Source organism: Pseudoalteromonas sp. CST2 (genome assembly GCF_028599385.1).
Lineage (GTDB): Bacteria > Pseudomonadota > Gammaproteobacteria > Enterobacterales > Alteromonadaceae > Pseudoalteromonas > Pseudoalteromonas atlantica.
On the sequence record NZ_JAQREO010000009.1, the window covers coordinates 102,988 to 124,137 of the forward strand.

Sequence of the window (21,150 nt, forward strand, 5' to 3'; positions counted from 1 at the left end):
AAACCGTTCTTATCATTTTGAATATGTAAACATAGGAGAAATAATCATGGCGAAAGAAAAAGTAGTTCTAATTACAGGAGCCTCTAGTGGCATAGGTGAAGCGAGTGCAAAAACATTGGTTAATAACGGCCATAAAGTCATTCTTACCGCCAGAAGTGAAGATAAATTAGCTGAACTAGTTGAGTCGTTAGGTGAAGATAACGCACTGAGTGTACCCGCAGATGCCACCGACTTTACCGAACTTGAAAACGTAGTAACAAAAGGGCTTAAAAAATTTGGCCGACTAGATGCCGCATTTGCCAACGCAGGTATGGGCGTTTCAACCGCAGGCACTGAAAAAGGCGACCCCGATGAATGGTCAACCATGATAGACATAAACATTAAAGCCATGCTGTGGACGGCAAAAGCAACCCTGCCCCATTTACGCCAAAACAAAGGCCACTTTATATTAACCAGCTCAGCCGCTGGCCGTAAGCCAATAAAAGGCTCTATTTACGGTGCAACTAAATGGTTTGCTTACGGGTTTGGGCAAAACTTAGCTGAAGAAATGAGCGAATGGAACGGCCGCTGTACCACCATAGCCCCTGGCATGGTAAACACTCCATTTTTTGATGAAGCAAAGCCCGACAAACTCGACCCACAAGATGTAGCCGACGCCGTATTGTTTGCCATTGAAGCAAACCAGCGCAACAACGTGCGCGAGATTTATTTAATGCCGACTAATTAACGTTGTTTGGGTTAAATTTGAGCTGTCAGGTTAAATGCCAATGGCGTTAAACCTGATGGTTGTTTTTGATAACTACTGGCTGGATAGTATGAATAATTTCAGAGGGTGTCTTGTTTATCTTGTTTATTTAGTAATGGTAACGACACGAGATAACTGTAATTGCCGTTTCATCCACGGCATATACCAAACGATTTGTATCATCTATTCTGCGAGACCAAAAACCTGAAAGATTTTCTTTGAGGGGTTCCGGTTTTCCAATCCCATCAAATGGAGAACGCTTAACATCAGCAATTAGCTTATTTATACGTTTCAAGGTTTTCTTATCTTGAGTCTGCCAGTAGACATAACTATTCCAAGCTTCATCAGTCCATGATAATAACCTGTTACTCATCAATAAGTTCTCGTGGAGTCGTTTTGCCCGCTTTATACTGCGCAATTGAACGGTTTAAATGTTCAGCGTTCGCTGGAGAGCGAAGTAAATGAACAGTTTCCATAAGGCTGTTGTAGTAATCTAATGACATTACAACCGCATCTTCAGTGTCACGACGAGTGATTACTGTCGTATCTGCATCATTAATTACATTATCCAAAACGGCTTTTAGACTATTTCGGGCTTCGGTAAAAGACACTATTCTCATTTTGCACCTCACTTGTACATTATATAAGACAAGTTTAGCTTGAAAATTATTACATGTACAGGATACTGTGCATTACTTTGTGGTGGTAGCAAATTTCTAAATAAAGCGCACGGACATAAGATCTAAAATTCGAGCCGGCAGCAATGCACACATGCAATTATCCTTGTGAGCAGCTTATTATGAACTAGCTCAAAATTAATATGATTGTTAGCAGTTTATAACAACAACGTCTGCACCTTTAAAAATCTCTCTTGCATACTCAAAAATGGGCTTCGCTAAACGATCGCTTGGTGCCCAAATATCAACAGCATTATCACTCGCATTGAAAAAACTGACATAATTACCAGCTAACTGGATTTTAGTAGCCGAAGACTTAGGAATAGTTTTCCCATACTTTTTATTTAATCTAGCAACGGGTAAGTGAGAAATGAACACTTGCTCTCCCATGTCTACCAACACTTTTTCGGGATTATAATGCCTAGACCCATAACTAAAATACAAAGATGTTACGCTAACAAAAAAGCAAATTAATAAAAACCACTCCATACACTACTCCTTAAACTATTAATGCCGCCATAACCAGTGGCTGTGTGCTAGCACTCTTTAGGCTGTCACTAAGTGGCGATGATTGGACGCCTCGTTAGCAATCGAAATACACTTAGGCCAAAAGGTGCAAACCTGCGACGCTGCTGACTCCGTAAGCCCATAAAGTTTCAAACGCAGAGCTTAAAAAAATACGAGTACGAGCAGTTATTGTTTTTACCATAGACACCTCCTTTTTACTGTTGTCGTTTGCCAAAGGAACTAAACGAATGGTTAAGTAACGAAGTAAAATTAATAAAAGGGCTACAGAGCCAACAATCGCTAGAGGAATTGAACCTACACCTAATCCCCCTATTGGCCTAAATGTACTTTGCTAAATGCTATCTCCTAGATAGCGCCCTGTTAACAGGCAATAAAATAGTTGTCTAAAATTAGCGACGAAGGAGCAAAAGCCAACTATTTTTTGTCCTTGTTTAACTGCTTGTTAAGTTCTACTACCACTCAGAATTACGTCTTAATAATTGTGTAATCGATTTTGCTATTTCCCATCGTGGAGTATTGCTTGAGTTAGTGAGAATAATCATTGCGTTTTTACTTTCTGGGTAAGCAAGAACTAGCGATTTATATCCTCTGATACTACCTGGATGCCTAGCGACTTTACCATGTTCAGTTTTGTATACTTGCCAACCCAGCGCCATATATATTTCACCCCACGTAGTTTTTATTTGCGGCTCCAACATTTCATTATATGTTCTCTCTTTTAAAATTGATGCATCACGAGCAAGGGTTAGCTTTAGCCACTGACTTAAATCACGAACATTAGATACTAAACCTTCACTTGGGTTAAATGATACATCATAAGGACGTTGATCAGCTTTATCGATTAACTTACCTTTGTAAGTTGGACTCGCTTCAGCAAAGTACTCATTCCCAACTAACGAATAATTACTTTTTTTCATCTGAGCAGGTTTCAATATATTGTCTTGTATGAACTTTTCATATTCTTGTCCAGAAGCCGCACTTATAACCGCACCTAAAATATTAAAATTAGTATCGCTATATTCAAAAGTTTTATTTTCAGTGTTTTTAGGTAAAAAATGTATGACGCTATCTAAGTAGGAATTTATTGCTCTTTGCTTATCAAAATTTATAGGTTTGATTGAATCATCTATTCCTGAAGAGTGAGTAAGTAGATCTTTAACCGTAATATTACTGTCTTGAAAACGGGGTATATGGTGGCCTATTTTTTCATTTAATTTTATTTTGTTTTTCTCAACTAGTTGCATTACTGCTTGAGCGGTAAATAGCTTAGATATTGAAGCGATACGAAACAATGACTCTGAATTGGTAGGTTTTTTATCTTTATCATCAATAAAGCCAAACCCTTTAATATAAGTTAGTTCACCTGATGTAATTATAGCTACAGACATAGATGGGATATCATTTTGTAATCGAATATTTTCTAGCGTAGCCGTCAACTCTTCTTGCATATTTGCAAGAACATTAGAAGAAATGGAAAAAAACACGATTAAAATTAATTTATACACCAAACTTCCTTCTGGAACTTAACGCCTCATTAAGAGGCAAAAAATTGTTTGCTAAAATGCTGAACGAAGTGAAAACAACAAACTGTTTTTCGTCCGTTTGAAGGTGTTGTTATGTTCAACTTATAAACTCTTTAGCAACTTTATAAAACATTTCTATAGATGGGATAGCTAAGATTAAAAAGCCTATGCTATAAAAGAAATTGATGAAGCGCCTTGCATTCTTACTTGACCAATTTTCATATTGCCACTGCATAAGCATTAAATTAATTGTGGCACTTTTATAACGTTTATCCATGTCATCATTGCTGATACCAGAAGTTGAAAAACTTATATCATTTTGAAGTTTGACCAACTCATCGTTTTTCTCAGGTACTTTATTATGTAAAAAATCTAAAATTGATTTAACTCTTTTAATTGTCATAAGTGAAAGTTCCTCTTTTATGAACTCTCTATCCGAACCATGTTCCTTGATTAGATTAGGACAAAATACTTGAAATAAAAGCGAGCCAAGCCCTAAAAATGTAAAACCAAAATAAAAATAGAACAACCTAGTTTTACTGTCTTCTGAAACTACATCTTCTTGTGTGGCATTAGTCACCGTTATAGAAGAAAATAAATTTTCTGAAAGTTCAAATAAGTGAATCAACTGTTCATTAAAAATGATCATATACCCTATGACAGGAATGAAAATTGTCAAAGTCATAATCTTTGAACGTCCAATTGTTCTAATATTAACCCAAGCAGGGGTAGAGTAATTAGGCATTACCTCTCCGTTGAACATAACAATTTAGTCTACGACATTTGCCGTTTATAAACTGCGAAATGTCCCTATTTTATACTAATTTCATCCTAGCTATAAAATAAACACCTGTAAACAGATAGTTAGCTTCGACTTTCCTTTCCTAAATGCAGCAAAACCCCAAAATGGTGGAGATCAGTAATATCAGACATATAGCTGTGTAGTTGTATTAGTTGATTATTAATTATTAATTAATAAATCATATTTTAAATACCTGAGTTTAAACCAGTAACGCATACACCCATTAACCCGTAAACTTGTAACCTGTTATTGCTTATAAAATTAGTTAAGAATCACAATCTACTTCTATTGAACCCTTTGTATTTTTACTTCATATTGGGGCGTGTTGACCTTTGCGGATTGAAATTTGTTCAATCTAGGGGCGATTAAATCGCGGCGCGAGGTTTGTAACCTAGTGGGCTAAGTAAAAACCGAGCAACAAAGAGTTTATCGTCCCTAGAAAGAACCCAGCGGGCAGCGCATGTTTGGCATTTATGCTACGTTATCGCCTATTTATGGGGAGTAACCACACTACATAGGCTCTGCCTTGCCTAAAAACCAAACACACTGCTGCAAATTCAACCATCAAAAATAAACACGCCCTAACTCTTTTCTTCAATTATGAGGCTGTTATGTCACTTTTAAAATTTAGCCAAGCACTTATATTTATCCTTGCAAGTTCCCTGTCGCTTACAAGCCATGCGGCGCTTAATAAAAACGAGCGTGAAATAGTAAAACAAGTTGAGCAGAACATGCCGCAAGCGCTTAAAGAAATAGAACAAGCGGTAAACATTAATAGCGGTTCACTAAATATTGAAGGCGTAAAAAAGGTGGGCGCGCTTGCAAGCGAGCAACTAAAAGCCATTGGTTTTAAGGTTGAGTGGCTAGATGGCAGCGCTTTTAACCGCGCAGGGCATGTATTAGCTGCGCACAAAAGTAAAAACCCCGATGCAATAAAAATACTGATGATCGGCCATCTAGATACCGTGTTTGCTAAACACGATAACTTTACTACCTATAAACAAATTGATGAACACACCGCCAGAGGCCCAGGTGTAGCCGACATGAAAGGTGGTAACACTATTATAATTACCGCACTTAAAAGCTTACAAGCGCTCAATTTACTTGAAAACGTAAGCGTAAAAGTACTGCTTACCGGCGATGAAGAAAGCAGCGGTCGCCCGCTTAGCTTATCTAAAAAGGCGATTGTTGATGGCGCAATTTGGGCTGACGTAGCGCTAGGTTTTGAGAACGGCGATAACAATATTAAAACCGCGATGGCGGCGCGCCGTGGCTATACCGGCTGGACGTTAAATGTAACGGCCAATGCTGCACATTCATCGCAAATATTTAGTGACAATGTGGGCTATGGCGCTATTTACGAGGCGTCGCGTATTTTAAATGACTTTAGAGAGCAACTAGCTACACAACCTAATTTAACCTTTAACCCCGGGCTTATTGTGGGCGGTACAAATGCCGATTACGACAGTGCTAACTCGTCAGCCACGGCGTTTGGTAAAAGTAACGTAATTGCGCAAACCGTCCATGTAGCGGGTGATTTACGGGCACTTTCGCCAAAGCAGGTAGAAGGCGCTAAAAAAGTGATGCAGCAAATAGTGGCTAAAAGCTTAAATGGCAGCCATGCTGAGCTTATTTTTGAAGACGGCTACCCACCAATGGGGCTCACCAAGGGTAATAAAAAGCTGCTTGCACTGTATAGCCAAGCAAGCCAAGACTTAGGCTATAACAAAGTGGAGGCTGCAAACCCACGTAATGCCGGCGCGGCTGATATTTCGTTTGCTGCAAACCATGTTGATATGGCGCTTGACGGCCTAGGACTAATGGGCAGTGGCGCACACACTAAAAACGAAACCGCCGATTTAACCTCACTTAATAAAAACACCGCTAAAACAGCACTGCTTATTTACAGATTAGGGCAGTTATAAACGCAGGCTTAGCCTTTATGGGCTAATAGGCTCTAACCGTTTGCCTGCTACTTGCAATGCAAACTTACGCAACGTTTTAAGCTGCGGGCTTTCGGTTTGCCAATAGTGCCAGTACAAAGGTGTATCTATATAATATTCTGGGAATAAATCGACTAACTCGCCTTTTATCAGCGAGTCTCCTAGCTGTAATGTAGGTAATAGCCCATAACCTAGGCCTGCTATCATGGCTTGTTTAAATCCCTCTGACGAAGGGTAAATATGGGTAAACAGTGGGGCTGAGCCATTAATATCTTCTAAAAACTGGTGTTGTAGCTTGTCATACTCACTAAATACCAAGCACGGTAAATGCGCTAATTGCGAAAGCTCAGTAAGCTTATGTTGTTTTATAAAATCGGGGCTTGCAATGGCTTTGTAGCGTATGGCGCCAAGCGGGCTAACTAGGCCGCCATTAACGGGCTCGGGGGATGAGCTAATACACACCATAACCTCGCCGTCTTTCATTCTTTTATGGGCAATGGATTGATCTTCACTAATGACTTCAAAGCGTAATTTGCACGCAAGCTCTGTATCTAATACGGCGAGTGCTTCGGGCAGCCAGGTGGCAAGCGAATCCGCATTAGCAGCAAGCTTTACGCTAAGCGGGGTGTTTAAATCTGTGTGCTCGTTAAGTGCCTCTACATTAAGGGCTACTTCTAGCTGTAATACTTGCTGTAAATGGTTAAGTAAACGTTTACCAAGTGCCGTGGGCGTTGGCGGTTGGGTTCTTATTAATACGGGCTCGCCTAGTTTGGCCTCAAGCTGATGAATACGCCTACTCACCGCCGATTGGGTAATAAATAATTTTTTTGAGGCCTTTTCAAATCCGCCTTCACTTATAACGGCACTAAGCGCATTGAGTAACTGGTAATCAATCATGAGTTTTACGCATATAACAATAAATATATTCATTGGATTTGTAACAGAATCCCCCCTACCCTGCAAGGCATTGGATAACGGGTTTTATTTGAGTGGATTTGAAGTATGTCGTTTTTGTCGGGTGTGATGCTGGGGCTGAGTTTAATTATTGCCATTGGGGCGCAAAATATTTGGATTTTAAGCCAATGTATGGCGGGCGCTAACCGTTTTGTTTTAGCTGCGGTTTGTATTCTTTGCGACGCCACGCTAATTATTGTAGGTGTATTTGCCGCTAATGAGTTAAAGCTATGGCTGCCGGGGTTATTACCGTGGTTAACGTGGGGCGGTATAGCTATGTTACTTTACTTAGCATTTGGCTCTGCGCGCAGTGCAATTAAAGGCACATCGGGGTTAAAAGTAACTCAGGTAATAAAAGTGAGTTGGTGGAAAACGGCCCTTGCGGCCTTTGCTATAAGCTTACTAAATCCACATGTTTATTTAGACACCGTATTGCTGCTTGGCAGCATTGGCGCATTACAACCCGCGCCTATGCACTTTGCTATTGGTGCTTGTGTGGCCTCTGTTATTTGGTTTAGTAGCTTAGTGTTGTTTGCGCCAAAATTAAAAAAGGTTTTAAGCTCCCCGTTTAGATGGCGCGTATTTGATAGCTGTATTGCGGTTATTTTATGTTTTGTAGCGTTTCAGTTATATAACGTGCCAAGCCAATAAGCCAAAACAGCGGTAGTTATGTATTTAACTACCAATGTTGTTAGCCGTTTTTTAAAAGACTAAGACATTATTTTATAAAGTAATTCTCGCACTGTGGCCGGTTCAAACGGTTTATCGCAAATGGCATCAACTCCTGCTTGTGCAATATTAGCTAGGTGAGTGTCGTTTGCCTCTGAGCTCACCATTAAAATAGGAATATGCGAGTAAGCATTTGAGCCACGTACTGTTTCGGTTAGCTCGCGTCCATCCATTTCTGGCATGTTGTAATCGGTAACGATTAAATCGAACGATTGCTCACTAAGGTGCGCTATGGCTTCTTTTCCGTTTTCGGCTTCTACCGGTTCGGGGATCCCCATGCCAGCAAGCACGCGTATTATGTGTTTACGAGCAAAGCGGCTGTCGTCTACTACAAGTACGCGAAGTAGCGTTACATCAAAATGATCAAGATCTACTTCTTCTTCGCTTATTATATCGAGGGTTGCTTTGAGTGCGCGAGTAATGGCTTTTGCACTAAAAGGCTTAGGTAAAATAGCCAGCACACCGGATTGGCGTAGTTGCTCAAGGTACTTTTTATTACGCTCGCTCGATATAAGCATAAAAGGTTGATGTTCCGTGGCGGGGTTAAGTCTTATTTTTTGCAATAATGAGTCGGCTGTGCCGTCTGATAAGTACATCGAGCTTATTACTAGGTCTGGGTGGTAACTTTCAAGTAACGATAAAACCTGCGCTTGAGTAGCCGCAGTTTCTACTTGTTTAACACCACTTTCTGCAAGCGATTTTATTATTATTTTTTGCTGAACCTCTGAAGGCTCTACAAGTAAAATGGACAAGTTTGCTATTGCAGTTAGGTCGCTCATTCAAGTCTCTTTAGTATTGTTATAATAAGGATAATAATAACATTGTTAACTCGTTAATATTATATAAAGAGATTGTAATATTTAAGAAAACATTAGCAATCTCTTTAAAATATAGCACTTTCTAATTAGATTGGATGTATTCTAATGCATTCATTTTTTTGTACGTTACATTGCTGTGCATTATGTGAACAGGGTTAGGGTCTACTACTTCTAAAGGTATGCCGTAATTACGGGCTACTTCTAATGCCATTTGGGTGATATTTACACTAAACGAGGTGCCCATAAATACAATTTTATCGGCGTTGAGCATACGCTGTTGTGCTTCGGTTATTCTGTAAAGCTCAGTATAAAATTCATCGAACAACAACACAAAAGGCTTAAACGAATGATTAAGCTCAGGTGTTTGGTTTTGAATATTAAATAGCTCAAAAAGAGACTCATGCAGGCGGCTTTCATCTACACTATCCCACGGAGTCATAAGCGGTTTAACGGCTTCGCCTTGCTCATGAAATAACGTCATTTGATCGAGCCTGCCGTGTATAGCAATGTAATTTTTGTTACCGGCTTTGCCATCAAGGCCATCTATGTTTTGGGTTATTAAATTTTTATCGCTCAGCCAATGGTGCACTTCATTCGGGCCATGGTTACGATAGGCAGCAAAACGGTTGTAATACCAAGCTAAAAACTCGCGTGGATTACTTTGATACATAGCACGCGTGGCCATTTCCATAGGCGTATAGTTTTTACTGCCTATAGTCCAAAAGCCATCTTCGCCTCTAAATGTAGGTATGCCACTAGCAGCACTTACCCCTGCACCGGTAATATAAAGTGTATTCACTGTGCTACCTCGTACCCTAGTACATCGTTTATTACTTGTTGTTGGTTGTTCATACCGCCAATACGATATAAAGCCCCATTGTGCTCAAGTAGGCCACGGTGATCCATACTGCCAACAGCTACATTAGGTAATACTTGCCACGTGTTTTGCTTTATATTAAAACGCCACACATGGTTGCTCGCCGGAGCGGGCTGTTTATTGTAACCAATACCGTTGTAGTTATAGGGGTTATTAGAGCCGCCAATCATGTAAATATTGTTATTGTAGCTAGTAGCAGCCATGCGGTAATGCGATTCACCTGTAGGATGAGGTAACGTGCGCCAATCTATTTTTAGCGGATTGTTGGCATTTATTGTGCCTTTTAAACACTGCGCAACACCTGCAAACGAGCGGCGTGAATCTGGATTTGCTTGGGTTTTAACGCCATCGCAAATAACAATGGTGTTACCACTAATAGCAGCCGCTTGGCCAAATACAGGCTCACCTAAAAAAGGCGACGCCTGCTGCCATGTATTGTTTTTAGTATCGAACACCTGTACTAAATTTACGTTGCCATCGTTATGCCAGCCGCTAATAAGGTATATGTAACGCTCTTTGTAGCTTAGCGCTACGCTGTCATCAACCGGTACAGGCATACTTGCAAGGTGCTTATATGTATTGTTTTTTATATCGAAACGGTACACATCGGGGCTTGAAATTTCAGTATGATCGCTATCTACCGTGTAGCCACCAAAAATATAAGCGTATTCACCTAAGCCAACAGCAGTACTAGCTAAGCGCCCCTTTAATGGCAAACTTGAAGGCACACTCGCTTGTTGCTGCCAAGCGCTGTCGCCTAGTTTTAGTGAAAATACCTTATTGTGTACATCTGTGTGTTGTTTGTTTTTACCAAGCCCCATAAAACTCAAAAAATAGCGTTGGTTTTCAACAGTAACCTTAGCTACGGCATTGTTTGCAACGGGTTCGGGTAAAGCAGGAAGGCTTGCTAGCGCAATAGAAAAAAGAAGGCTCATAAAAACAAATAATATAAAAGTGACTAATACACTTAGGGTAAATTATTTTACCTGTATGAACCAGCTAACTATAAGTAATTTACCTTATTAATGCGTGTGTTTAGGTGTGCTGCGTTTTACATACCATCTAATAATTAATGATATAGCCAGCGAGCTAAATTAGATAAGCGAATTTACAAGCAGCGCCTAATGTACACTGCCTTATTACTTGATTTTGTAGCTTTATTTGTTAATTTTATTTAAAAACTACAAAACTTTAATAATTTAGCGTTAAATTTTAAAACACCCTTACTACTTAGTAATTTATGCTAGTTAGCTTAATAAAGTGTACTTTTAGCAATATAAAGTATGCTAATATTTTGTGGTAACAAATGTTTTACAAAAATATATCCTGTTTTTGATTTTTGATCCCTGTGGAGAAACCTAGGTGAAAATACCTAAAAAGTTATTGTGCTCACTTATTATTGCCTCACCAATACTTGCTGCAGAACCATTAAACGACGATGACTTAGACCTTGACGCGTTAATGGGAATGGATGTTCAAGCAACTTCTGCAATGAAACGAGCACAATCGGCCTTTAACACCGCCTCTTCTATTTATGTGCTAAGCAAAGAGCAAATTACAAGTTCGGGCGCTACCTCTATCCCAGAGGCATTAAAAATGGTGCCAGGCCTTGCCGTAAGACAACTTGATAACAATCAATGGGCTATTTCTGCACGCGGTGTTGCTTCACGGTATTCCAGCAAATTATTAGTAATGATAGATGGGCAAAGCCTATATACCCCAAAATTTGCGGCTGTGTATTGGGAGTCGTTGCATGTGCCTTTATACGATATAGAACGCATTGAGGTTATTCGTGGTCAGGGCGGGTTGTTATGGGGTAATAACGCAAATAACGGCGTTATCAATATCATTACTAAAAATAGCTTAGATACACGCAACACTTACGCTAAAGCAATTACAGGTAATCAAATAAATGCCGACATAAGCCTTCGCCATGGTGGTGATATTTCTGATATTGGTAGTTACAGGGGCTACTATAATACTAAAAATACCGCACCTTCTAAAAAAGGCAGCCGCATTAAACCTAATGACTTTACTAAACAGCACGCTGGCGGCTTTAGAGCTGATTTTACGCCAAGTGATGAGTGGTCAATCCTCCTGCAAGGGGATCATACCCACACAGAGCACGGCCAAAACCTTACTGGGGTAGTAGATGCGTCTAACCGCAGTCAGCAATTTCCAACTATTGCAGATAGGCGCGATACACGATTAATGACCCGTGTTGAGCATCGTCTTTCAGATAATGCAAACCAAATGCTGCAAATGTCGTGGCTTAAACAACATGGTGAACAACCCTATATAAATGAAGATTTTGAATCGATTGACGTTGATTATCAAATGAACTTTATTACCGGTGCACTCCAGGTAGATTGGGGGCTTAATTATCGATTTAATGATATTTCTTTTCAAGACAGCATTTTTATTAATAGCGATAAAGACCTAGAAGACCTTCATCAATACGGTGCTATGCTGCAAGCGCAATATAGTGTTATTCCTGATACGTTAAACCTCATTGTAGGCACAAAAATAGAGCATAACGATTTAACCGGTTGGGAAAATCAACCCCTTGCCCGCTTTACCTATCAGCCAAATAGCGAGCACCTAGCATGGGGTTCAATTTCACGAAGCGTACGTATTCCTACACTAATTGAATTTAACGATAACTTTAGAGTAAATGGCCAAAAAATCTCAGACGTAATTGGCATGCAGTCGGGTATTGCTGAAATAGATCAATACCATATAGCTACATTTTTAAATGGTAACGATAACGTAAAAGCCGAAAATTATATCTCGTACGAGCTAGGCTACCGTATATCAAAGGCGGAGTGGTCTTTAGATGTTTCTGCATTTAATACGCAAGCGGATGATGTGGCCGTAATTAGCTTAAACCCCCATGTAGAACAATTTATACCTGCATTAAACTTTTACTTAGCCGGGGAAGTGTCACAAGCATTTGCGGCGCTTCAAACAACAAGCTTAGATTACGACTTTGTTTCGGTAGGTGAAACCACCACAACCGGCGGTGATTTATTGTTCTCGATGCAACTAATGGACGACTTAAGCAGCGAAGTTGGTTACAGCTATACAAAAATAGATTACGACTTACCTAATGCAACGCGCCCTACTATTGGCTACGACTCAGTAAACAGACAATTATTTACTAAACTGAATTACCAATTAACTGAGCAGCATTCTATTTTTGCCACGCTAAGAGCCGAAAACTCAAGTACTTACAATACAGATAACTACACCGCTGTAGACCTTACATGGAACTGGAAAATAAACAATAGCTGGGCCACAGCAGTATCAGGCAAAAATTTATTTGCAGGCTCACACATAGAATACGCCAATACTCGCGAAACATTTACAGTTCCTAATTATATAGACGAGTGTGTTACGTTTTCTGTTAGTGCAACATTTTAAGAGAGCCAATGCTTAAGCCTTTAAATCGATTGCTTTACCTATTTTTTTGCCTTGCGCTTTGTACAAGCTCAAGCGCGTTTGCGGTGCAAAAAGAATATGTGCTTAAAGCAGGCTTTTTATATAACTTTGCCCGCTTAGGGCAATGGCAATCTGCACCCGAAAACGGCTCCGACTTTTTAATTTGTAGCCCCGACAGCCAATTTATAGCAATAGCAAATGCCGCCCTAGAAAACAGAAAAGTACATAAACGCCACTTACGAAATAAACTAACCCCCCTTGAGGCCACAGCACTTGAGGGCTGTGATATAGTATTTATTACCGATAATACCTATAACATGTGGTTAGATGCCCACCCCGCGCTTAATTTAAAAAATACAATGATAGTTGGCGAAACCGATGGCTTTATAGCCGCACAAGGACATATTCGATTTTTTCTTTCAAGTAGTAAGGTGCGCTTTGAAGTTGCCCCAAGCAAGCTTAAAAAAGCAGGCATTACTATGAGCTCAAAAGTGCTGCGCTTAGCACGTGTAGTTGAGGGGTAAATAATGAAAAACTACTTCTCACTCAACTCAATGAGTAAAAAGCTGCTGTTTATTTTAATGAGCGTTGCGCTTATTTCTACCGCTACCGTTACTGCTGTTTTTAGCGCGTATGAGCTAAAAACCGCAAAACAAGAACAAACACAAAGCCTAAAATCACTCTCGCAAATATTAGCCCCCAATATTAGTACTGCTTTAATATTTTACGACACCGCCGCAATAAAAGAGCTGATTGAGCCGTTATTAATGCGCTCCGATATTGTATCGGTAGACGTGATAAACAATTTTAGCCAACAACTTGCAAGCGTAACGTCGCCTAAATACAGCCAAGAAAGCTCAGCCCCGCATACAATAGAAGTAAAAACACCATTAACAATTGACGCTCAACGCTACGGTACGCTGATTGTGCGCGCCGACGACAGTGACCTAAACGACAGAGCCGCTTTTTATGGCCGGTTTATTATTGTATTAATGATTTTTAGCTTTATTTTAAGTTTGCTTGTATCGCTAATGCTCAGAAAACGTTTTTTAAACCCCATTTTATATTTAGCACAAACAGCAGAGAAAATTACCTCATCTAACGACTATAGCCTACGTGCTAAAGAGCTTTCAAAGGACGAAGTGGGTAAGCTAACAAGCTGTTTTAATACCATGCTGCAAACTATAGAACAGCGCGACAACCTGCTAGAAAACCAAGTAAAACGAAGAACAAAAGAGCTCGAAAATGCCAATGTTCAGCTGCATCAATATGCCTATCAAGATGGCTTAACCGACCTACCTAACCGCCGTTATTTTTATGAGCACCTGCAACAGCTTGTAAGCACACCTGAACAACCATTTTCTTTGGTATTTATTGATTTAGATGGCTTTAAAGAAGTAAACGATAGCTTAGGCCACGACTTTGGTGATTTATTACTTCACGAAGTGGCTAAGCGACTTCGCCGATGCTTAAAACAGCAAGACATAGTGGCGCGCTTAGGCGGTGATGAGTTTACCCTAATACTCAAAGGAATAAGCGATACAACAGCGGTTTCGCACATTGCACACGATGTAATGAAAAGCCTGACCCGAACAATAACCATAAAAAACGAACATGTGCAGGTAACCGCGAGTATAGGCGTGGCGTTTTTTCCGCATGACGGCATATCGGTCGAAACCTTAGTTAAACGAGCCGACCAAGCGATGTATTTGTCAAAAAGTAAGGGGCGAAACAGGTTTGAGTTTTTCTCATACGAAATGGAAGAACTGGCGATTGAAAAGCGCCGCCTTATAGAAGAAATACGCATTGGCTTAAATAACAACCAATTTGAACTTTACTATCAGCCAATATGGGACCCCCATTCACGTACGCTAAAAAAAGCCGAAGCGCTGATCCGTTGGAACCACCCAGAGCGAGGCATTATTGGCCCTGTCGAATTTATCGATATAGCAGAGCAAAATGGCTTGATAAAAGAGCTAGGCGAATGGGTTAAATCGCAAGCTGTTCGCGATGCGGTGCAGTTTAATAAACTAAGCTATACACCGGTGCAAATTAGTGTAAATACCTCGCCTTTAGAAATTGATCGCGACGGTATTTGGGTTACCCAATGGGTAGAGGCGTGCAAACTTTATAATTTGCCACCTCATACTATATTAATTGAGATAACTGAAAACAGCTTAATGGACCCAGATAACGCGATTCAGCACCATTTAAAACGCCTTAATGCGCTTGATATAGACATTGCCATTGATGATTTTGGTGTTGGGTACTCATCGCTTGCGTACTTGCAGCAGTTAGACATTGATATACTTAAAATAGATCAATCGTTTATACAAAATATCGAAGCCAATAGCAGCAGTATAGCGCTAATTAAAGCCATTATTACTATGGCGCATAACTTAGGTGTAGAAGTGGTCGCCGAAGGGGTAGAAACACCAACCCAACAAGCACAATTAATCGCGTTGGGCTGTGATTACATTCAAGGCTACTTATATTCTAAACCGCTTTCAAAGCAAGATTTTATAAATAGCCATCTGCAAATAAAAGCAACCGTTGAATAACCTACAACCAGCGCGGTACGGTTTGCTTGTATTTTAGGTAGTCATTATTAAAACGCGTGACTAAATGCGCTTCTTCAACCGCTATTTGTTTATAAAGCGCATATAAGCCCACAGCAAGGCAAATTAAGCTAAATAAGCTTGGTAATGCTAAAAAGAACCCCAACTGAGCAGTTGCCACACCGACATACATAGGGTTGCGCGAAAAACTATATAACCCGGTAGTTTTAAGCGTTTGAGGCCCATTTGGGTCTATACCCGAGCGCCAAAGTGACGCCATATGAAAATGAACAACCATACTGAGCACAAAGCCCGCCGTGAGCATAATATTGCCAAACATAACACCCGGCCACCCATTTAAGGTATAAAACATACCTAAGTAGTTATCGGTGGCAGGCACAAACACACGCAGCACACACACAAACCATATAGCAGCTCTAAAAAACTTAAACGCCATATGATTCCACCAACTAGTACAAAACTTAGCGCCAGGAAAAATAACACCCGCAGGCGTTGAACGGTTTTTATAAATAATTCTAACGGTGTAAAACCCCGCCACAAACGTATAAAAAAGCGCTAAATACACACGCGTAAATTCGATTAGTGAAGCAGAATCATCTATCAACGGTTGGTAACTCATTAATTTATTTTCTTCATCCTTTTATAATAATTTCATCATAATGGTCATGCTATTCATTAACAAGGTTAGTGTGCTAAAAACGTATAGTGGACTTTTATTTAAAAGCTATAATTTATACCTGCGTAGTAGCGCCTACCTGAGTAACTTGAACTTAATAAACGCGCATCGCTATCATCACCTAAACGCGTAACAGTTTCCGATTTAGTTAAGTTAATAATAGAAGCTGTTAAACTTAAGCCATCAGATATATTAATGGCGGCATTTACATCAACTTGCTCGTAAGGGTCTTGGTATACATTTAAACCACTGTTTAAGCCAAGTACTGTTTCACCGCGTTTATTGTACGACGCGCGAAGAGTAAAGTACTCGCCTTCGTAATAAGCAGAGGTGTTGTACTGGTATTTAGCGCTTCCAATTAATGGCGATTGGCCAAATTCTTCACCATTTACACTTACATCGGCTTTATTGGTTTTGTTATAGGTGTAATTAGCATAAAAACCAAAACCACCTGCAAATGCATGTTGAATAAATACTTCGGCCCCTTTTGATACCGCATCAGTGCCGTTACCCACTGTGCTGTATGGCGCAACGGTAATTAAGCCGCTTTCTACTACATTTTCTTTGCCTGCAAACTCTTGCTGCATATCTATTACCAGCGGCACAACAAAGTTATCAACCTTTTTATGAAACAGCGCTAACCCCAATGCAGAGCCCTCGGCGTAATAATATTCAATAGATAAATCGGCCTGCACTGATTCAAAAGGTTTTAAATTTTTATTACCGCCACTGCCACTAAAGCCTACAAGCTCGTTGAATGCGGCTCTGTCTTCTGCCCATTCATTTGATACAAACGTGATACGCTGCTGAGAGCCTAAATCGCTGTAATCTGGTCGCGCCATCACTTTAGCAATAGCGCCTCTAATCACTAAATCGTCGGTGGTATCCCACGCTATGTTAAAGCTTGGCAGAATTTGTGTATCGGTATTTTTTTGTGTAACCAACTGATAGTCTTCTACAAAACGCGCATCGCCAGTTACCGGCTCGCCTGTTTCATCATTGGTGTGATCAAGTTGATAAGTATATAAATCGGTAGAAGAGGTTAAGGTTTTAGTTTGTACTACGCGCACACCTAAATTACCTCTTACTTCACTAAATTCAAAATCGCCTTGAATGTAAAACGCTGATATTTTTTCTTCAATATCGTATACAAAGTTATCTTCTATGCGGGTATAAGGCGTGTAGTTATCGGTTACTAAATCTCGGTATTTATCCCAATCTATGCTGGGCATTTGGTTTATATTAAACCCGCCAACTATATTGGTTTGATTAATAAACACATCCTCGGCAAGTGGCATACCGCCATTCCATTGGTAGCTATCAAATTGCGTTATACCTTGCTCACTCGCTTCACCTGCAGCAATATCAAAGTTAGGATCTAAAAAAAACGTATTACCGGTCTCGCGGTGTAAGTTGGCATGGCGATATTTAGCCCCGGTTCTAATCGTTTTTAAAAATCCCCAATCAACATAAAAGTCGATGTCGGCTTGATAGTAATCCTCTTCGAGTTCGCTGCGCACAAAGCTTGAATTTGACGAACCAGCATCACGCCCACCGCCTAAGCCACTTTGCAAGTTAGCTAATGTGTTGGGATCAATACTCAGCGATACATTATTTTCATTTAAAGACCACGCTGCGCTTTGCGATGCGTTTTGAATAATGGTTTCGTTTTCGCCGGCGTTTGAGCTTTTATAAGCGGCTTCCCAGCTTTCTTCAGGACCGCCCTCAGATTGAGTGTTACCAATAACAAAGCGGGCTTTAAAGCTATCGCCTTCGTAGGTTAAATTAAAATCGATAGTATCGGAAGTAGACTCTTCTCGTACATAACTGCCACGCATCCACGGAAATTGCATATCGTTTTCAACACCACTAGCACTGGCATTGTATTGCATGCCCGTTGCAATGGTGCCTGTTTCATCCAAGTTTACTGCGGTTAAAAAATCAGGATTGAGTGACCACTCAGGAATATCAATGACTGATTCGGTTCGGTCTTGTCCGAGTGTAAAACCAAAGTAGTTAAACCCTAGCTCTAAGCGATTAGTCGGGCGCCATTGTGTACTAAATTGAATACCTTCACGCTCACGTTTTTCATTAAGCACAGAGCCGCGTACAACTTGCGGAAACCACACGCCATCATAACGATTACCGCTGGCATCACTTATCGTATCCCACCCGTTATTGTTATCAACGGCATTACCATTAATATCAGTAGGTTGAATGCCCCCCGTGTAACGCCATACATTTGCATCGGTGCTGCCTGTTAAAGTGCGATTAGTACGCTCTTGATAGGTATAACCTAGTAATACGCCAAAGGTGTCGTCGTCATTTTTCCACGAATATAAGCCACTAAATTGCGGCTCGTACTCTTTTGTCACATCGGCGTAAGTAGATTCAACGTTAAATACACCTGAGTTTGCCTCCATGCTTAAAGGCTTGCGGCTATGCATTAATACTGTGCCGCCCACGCCGTCTTCATCTAAACGCGCTTCTGGCGATTTATACACTTCTACGCTTTCTATCATGGCAGAAGGCAGTAAAGTGTAATCGAACGAGCGAGAAGGCTCCCCGGGTGATGAGGCTATAAAATTGCCATTAAGCTGAGTAAATGTGAGCTCAGATGATAAACCACGAATACTCACCGATGCCCCTTCTCCGCCATCGCGTTCAATAACAACGCCGGGGACTCGCTGCAACGAATCCGCTACATTTTTATCAGGAAATTTGCCAATATCTTCGGCTGTAATTGCATCCACCACAGAGCCAGACATACGCTTAACATCTAAGTTCTCAGCCATGCTTGAGCGTATACCCCGTACCTCAATTACTTCCATATTTTTTTTAAGCAGTATTTTAGCATTTTGTGAGGCAGCATCATCAGCTAAGCTAAATGGGCTTGAGGTAATAAGTGATGCGCAAAATAAAGATTTGTATACTTTAGATAAAGGATAATGACGTAGGCAATTAATCATTTTTTACAGCTATTCCATTTACATTGCTTAGGCTAAGCAAATCAGTGATCCATTAGCGTATTGCAGTACGTAATGGCAAATTGCTGCAAAGTTTACATGGCGAAACTTAATGTATTGTTAACGCCTGGCTTAATTTAGTCTCAACTGTGGTTAAAAAATAACTCACACCTCACTATTTATTCTTATTAGGGTTTATGCGCCCGTTTTTAACCTATTTAATGCTACCTAAAGTGGAAATAACCCCTTGTTATAAAAATATTACCCACCGCTTTACTTGAGCTGAACTCTGGTTAAGAGACTTACTAACAGATTAAATTACAGAGATAGTTAAATTTATTTTCTCTAACCAGAAATAGGTTTATTACCCACTGTTCAAATTACTTAATATGTGCCGGTACGCATTCTTGTTAAAGCAAAAAACCGCTTTCGCGGTTTTATTTTATGCTTGTTGTTTTAACGTATTTACTCAATCAGTTATTAGAGTTTAATTGGCTGGTAAATTGGCCTACCGCATTTACCACTTTTTGTGCTCCATCTTGAATTTCTGCCATAACCTCACCCGACTCTTTAGAAAGCGCTAAACCTTGCTCTGCTTTTTCTTTGCCTTGCTCAATAACCGCTACCGTACTTTGGGTTTGTGACTGATTACGCTGTACCACTTCCACAATTTCTTCTGTTGCTTTTGATGTTCTTGACGCTAAATGCCTTACTTCATCAGCAACCACAGCAAACCCGCGCCCTTGCTCTCCTGCACGCGCGGCCTCTATTGCAGCATTGAGTGCAAGTAAGTTGGTTTGCTCGGCAATACTACTTATGCTTTGCACTATGCTGGCTATTTGTTGAGATTGTTGATCCAGCGCCGAAATTTCGTTAGCTGCTTGCTCCATATTTACAGCCAGCTCGTTCATAACAGATACGGTTTCTTGTAATACGCAGCTGCCACGCTCTGCGGTTTTATCTGTTTCTGTAGAGGTGCCATAGGCTATTTCGGCTGCTTGCGAAATAGCAATTTCACGGTTTACTTGCTCAGTAATTACGGTGGCAAATTTCATTACCTTATAAAGCTGATCCGCATCATTTGATATAGGGTTGTAGGTGGCTTCTAACCAAATTACATTGCCATATTTATCTATGCGTTTAAACCTGTCGGCAATAAATTGGCCTTGCCTAAGCTTGCTCCAAAACTGTTGGTATTCAGCCGAATTAGCTTCTTCGGTTTCACAAAACACCCGGTGATGCTGGCCAATTATTTCTGATTCACTGTACCCCATGGCTGACAAAAACTGATCGTTTGCCGTTAACACATGCCCCTGTAAATCAAACTCAATCACAGCCATAGAGCGATAAATCGCTTTTATTGTGTCGCTTTGTTCTCGAGAGGTTGTAATGGTTTTAGTAAGTACAGTGCCAAACACCGAAAAATACAATAATTGATTTTGCTCACCCACCACAGGGTGCACAATTAATCTTAGCCACTCTGCATTGCCATCTTGGCGAACAAATTCAATAGCCCCACTCCAGTGGCCTTCTTTTTGGAATGCTTTTTCAAGTTCTGCGTATTCAGGTGATAGCCGCGACTGATCAGCAATAAAATCGCCTAGCTGATTATTTGTTAAATTATCTTCGTTATAACCTAATGCGTTTAAAAAGTTATCGTTAGCATGCGAAATTCGCCCATCATAAAGTACATTAAGTACCAGCATTTCTTTGTAAAGCCCTTCCCACACTTGCTCTAAAGGGTACAACTGGGCTTTTAAAGCGGCTATTTCGTTTTGCTTACCTTTTGAAAAAAACATTAATTTCCCTACCAAAAAACACTAAATCAAGTTACTTCCAGTATAGGAGGTATTAATGATAACGCGATAATTAATAAGTAGTTTAAGCTAATT

18 protein-coding genes are annotated in these 21,150 nt (G+C 40.3%); 6 read left to right on the forward strand and 12 right to left on the reverse strand.

Annotated features, from left to right (window positions below):
- Nucleotides 1-46 precede the first annotated feature (46 nt).
- On the forward strand, nucleotides 47-727 hold the full coding sequence (locus tag PSH41_RS12950) for an SDR family oxidoreductase (RefSeq protein ID WP_273589206.1): 681 nt from the start codon (nucleotides 47-49) through the stop codon (nucleotides 725-727).
- A gap of 127 nt (nucleotides 728-854) precedes the next feature.
- Here the strand turns inward: PSH41_RS12950 and PSH41_RS12955 are convergent, their stop codons facing one another.
- The 5 genes from PSH41_RS12955 to PSH41_RS12975 all read right to left on the reverse strand — a co-directional run bounded on the left by PSH41_RS12955 (nucleotide 855) and on the right by PSH41_RS12975 (nucleotide 4,218).
- Entirely contained in the window at nucleotides 855-1,118 is a 264-nt protein-coding gene (locus PSH41_RS12955) for a Txe/YoeB family addiction module toxin (RefSeq protein ID WP_248532388.1), read from the reverse strand.
- Entirely contained in the window at nucleotides 1,111-1,365 is a 255-nt protein-coding gene (locus PSH41_RS12960) for a type II toxin-antitoxin system Phd/YefM family antitoxin (protein WP_004587013.1), read from the reverse strand. The genes PSH41_RS12955 and PSH41_RS12960 overlap by 8 nt, the downstream gene beginning before the upstream one ends.
- A 207-nt stretch (nucleotides 1,366-1,572) precedes the next feature.
- Nucleotides 1,573-1,911: a hypothetical protein gene (locus PSH41_RS12965; RefSeq protein WP_273589207.1), complete on the reverse strand. Its 339-nt coding sequence runs from the start codon at nucleotides 1,909-1,911 to the stop codon at nucleotides 1,573-1,575.
- 491 nt (nucleotides 1,912-2,402) lie between these two features.
- Nucleotides 2,403-3,455 carry a serine hydrolase domain-containing protein gene (locus tag PSH41_RS12970; RefSeq protein ID WP_273589208.1) on the reverse strand — a complete coding sequence of 351 codons (1,053 nt, stop codon included), beginning with the start codon at nucleotides 3,453-3,455 and terminating at the stop codon, nucleotides 2,403-2,405.
- Between the two features lie 115 nt (nucleotides 3,456-3,570).
- On the reverse strand, nucleotides 3,571-4,218 hold the full coding sequence (locus PSH41_RS12975; RefSeq protein WP_273589209.1) for a hypothetical protein: 648 nt from the start codon (nucleotides 4,216-4,218) through the stop codon (nucleotides 3,571-3,573).
- Between the two features lie 668 nt (nucleotides 4,219-4,886).
- Between PSH41_RS12975 and PSH41_RS12980 the strand changes: the two genes are divergently transcribed.
- Nucleotides 4,887-6,200 (forward strand): M20/M25/M40 family metallo-hydrolase, encoded by a 1,314-nt coding sequence (locus PSH41_RS12980; RefSeq protein ID WP_273589210.1) that lies wholly within the window; start codon nucleotides 4,887-4,889, stop codon nucleotides 6,198-6,200.
- Nucleotides 6,201-6,215: 15 nt separating this feature from the next.
- Here PSH41_RS12980 and PSH41_RS12985 read toward each other — a convergent pair whose 3' ends face one another.
- Entirely contained in the window at nucleotides 6,216-7,148 is a 933-nt protein-coding gene (locus tag PSH41_RS12985) for a LysR family transcriptional regulator ArgP (protein ID WP_256850923.1), read from the reverse strand.
- A 72-nt stretch (nucleotides 7,149-7,220) separates the two neighbouring features.
- Between PSH41_RS12985 and PSH41_RS12990 the strand changes: the two genes are divergently transcribed.
- The gene (locus PSH41_RS12990) at nucleotides 7,221-7,823 is read left to right on the forward strand and encodes a LysE/ArgO family amino acid transporter (RefSeq protein ID WP_024032917.1); all 603 of its coding nucleotides are present in this window, start codon (nucleotides 7,221-7,223) and stop codon (nucleotides 7,821-7,823) included.
- A 59-nt stretch (nucleotides 7,824-7,882) separates the two neighbouring features.
- On the opposite strand, the gene PSH41_RS12995 is transcribed toward PSH41_RS12990, so the two are convergent.
- From PSH41_RS12995 to PSH41_RS13005, 3 genes are all read right to left on the reverse strand, one after another.
- Nucleotides 7,883-8,680, reverse strand: a complete 798-nt coding sequence (locus PSH41_RS12995) for a response regulator (RefSeq protein WP_004587007.1) — start codon at nucleotides 8,678-8,680, stop codon at nucleotides 7,883-7,885.
- A 121-nt stretch (nucleotides 8,681-8,801) separates the two neighbouring features.
- A complete protein-coding gene (locus tag PSH41_RS13000; protein WP_273589211.1) occupies nucleotides 8,802-9,518 on the reverse strand; it encodes an SIR2 family NAD-dependent protein deacylase in 717 nt (238 codons plus the stop codon).
- Complete coding sequence (locus PSH41_RS13005) at nucleotides 9,515-10,531, reverse strand: Kelch repeat-containing protein (RefSeq protein WP_273589212.1); 1,017 nt, start codon at nucleotides 10,529-10,531, stop codon at nucleotides 9,515-9,517. The genes PSH41_RS13000 and PSH41_RS13005 overlap by 4 nt, the downstream gene beginning before the upstream one ends.
- Before the next feature lie 427 nt (nucleotides 10,532-10,958).
- Here PSH41_RS13005 and PSH41_RS13010 point away from each other — a divergent pair, with 427 nt between their 5' ends.
- The 3 genes from PSH41_RS13010 to PSH41_RS13020 are packed head-to-tail and all read left to right on the forward strand — an operon-like array spanning nucleotide 10,959 to nucleotide 15,598.
- Nucleotides 10,959-13,019 carry a TonB-dependent receptor plug domain-containing protein gene (locus PSH41_RS13010; protein ID WP_273589213.1) on the forward strand — a complete coding sequence of 687 codons (2,061 nt, stop codon included), beginning with the start codon at nucleotides 10,959-10,961 and terminating at the stop codon, nucleotides 13,017-13,019.
- A gap of 8 nt (nucleotides 13,020-13,027) precedes the next feature.
- Nucleotides 13,028-13,561, forward strand: coding sequence for a YfiR family protein (locus tag PSH41_RS13015; RefSeq protein WP_095206797.1), 534 nt, complete (start codon nucleotides 13,028-13,030; stop codon nucleotides 13,559-13,561).
- 3 nt (nucleotides 13,562-13,564) lie between these two features.
- Nucleotides 13,565-15,598: a bifunctional diguanylate cyclase/phosphodiesterase gene (locus tag PSH41_RS13020; RefSeq protein ID WP_096042712.1), complete on the forward strand. Its 2,034-nt coding sequence runs from the start codon at nucleotides 13,565-13,567 to the stop codon at nucleotides 15,596-15,598.
- A 1-nt stretch (nucleotide 15,599) separates the two neighbouring features.
- Here PSH41_RS13020 and PSH41_RS13025 read toward each other — a convergent pair whose 3' ends face one another.
- The 3 genes from PSH41_RS13025 to PSH41_RS13035 form a co-directional block, all read right to left on the reverse strand.
- Complete coding sequence (locus PSH41_RS13025; protein WP_121638275.1) at nucleotides 15,600-16,235, reverse strand: methyltransferase family protein; 636 nt, start codon at nucleotides 16,233-16,235, stop codon at nucleotides 15,600-15,602.
- A gap of 98 nt (nucleotides 16,236-16,333) precedes the next feature.
- A complete protein-coding gene (locus tag PSH41_RS13030; protein ID WP_273589215.1) occupies nucleotides 16,334-19,261 on the reverse strand; it encodes a TonB-dependent receptor in 2,928 nt (975 codons plus the stop codon).
- Between the two features lie 470 nt (nucleotides 19,262-19,731).
- Nucleotides 19,732-21,057, reverse strand: a complete 1,326-nt coding sequence (locus PSH41_RS13035) for a methyl-accepting chemotaxis protein (RefSeq protein WP_273589216.1) — start codon at nucleotides 21,055-21,057, stop codon at nucleotides 19,732-19,734.
- Nucleotides 21,058-21,150: the final 93 nt, after the last annotated feature.

Coding starts and splice junctions, on each gene's coding strand:
- PSH41_RS12950 (WP_273589206.1), top strand. CDS start 47: ATGGCGAAAGAAAAAGTAGTTCTAATTACAGGAGCCTCTAGTGGCATA.
- PSH41_RS12955 (WP_248532388.1), bottom strand. CDS start 1,118: ATGAGTAACAGGTTATTATCATGGACTGATGAAGCTTGGAATAGTTAT.
- PSH41_RS12960 (WP_004587013.1), bottom strand. CDS start 1,365: ATGAGAATAGTGTCTTTTACCGAAGCCCGAAATAGTCTAAAAGCCGTT.
- PSH41_RS12965 (WP_273589207.1), bottom strand. CDS start 1,911: ATGGAGTGGTTTTTATTAATTTGCTTTTTTGTTAGCGTAACATCTTTG.
- PSH41_RS12975 (WP_273589209.1), bottom strand. CDS start 4,218: ATGCCTAATTACTCTACCCCTGCTTGGGTTAATATTAGAACAATTGGA.
- PSH41_RS12980 (WP_273589210.1), top strand. CDS start 4,887: ATGTCACTTTTAAAATTTAGCCAAGCACTTATATTTATCCTTGCAAGT.
- PSH41_RS12985 (WP_256850923.1), bottom strand. CDS start 7,148: ATGAATATATTTATTGTTATATGCGTAAAACTCATGATTGATTACCAG.
- PSH41_RS12990 (WP_024032917.1), top strand. CDS start 7,221: ATGTCGTTTTTGTCGGGTGTGATGCTGGGGCTGAGTTTAATTATTGCC.
- PSH41_RS12995 (WP_004587007.1), bottom strand. CDS start 8,680: ATGAGCGACCTAACTGCAATAGCAAACTTGTCCATTTTACTTGTAGAG.
- PSH41_RS13005 (WP_273589212.1), bottom strand. CDS start 10,531: ATGAGCCTTCTTTTTTCTATTGCGCTAGCAAGCCTTCCTGCTTTACCC.
- PSH41_RS13015 (WP_095206797.1), top strand. CDS start 13,028: ATGCTTAAGCCTTTAAATCGATTGCTTTACCTATTTTTTTGCCTTGCG.
- PSH41_RS13020 (WP_096042712.1), top strand. CDS start 13,565: ATGAAAAACTACTTCTCACTCAACTCAATGAGTAAAAAGCTGCTGTTT.
- PSH41_RS13025 (WP_121638275.1), bottom strand. CDS start 16,235: ATGAGTTACCAACCGTTGATAGATGATTCTGCTTCACTAATCGAATTT.
- PSH41_RS13030 (WP_273589215.1), bottom strand. CDS start 19,261: ATGATTAATTGCCTACGTCATTATCCTTTATCTAAAGTATACAAATCT.
- PSH41_RS13035 (WP_273589216.1), bottom strand. CDS start 21,057: ATGTTTTTTTCAAAAGGTAAGCAAAACGAAATAGCCGCTTTAAAAGCC.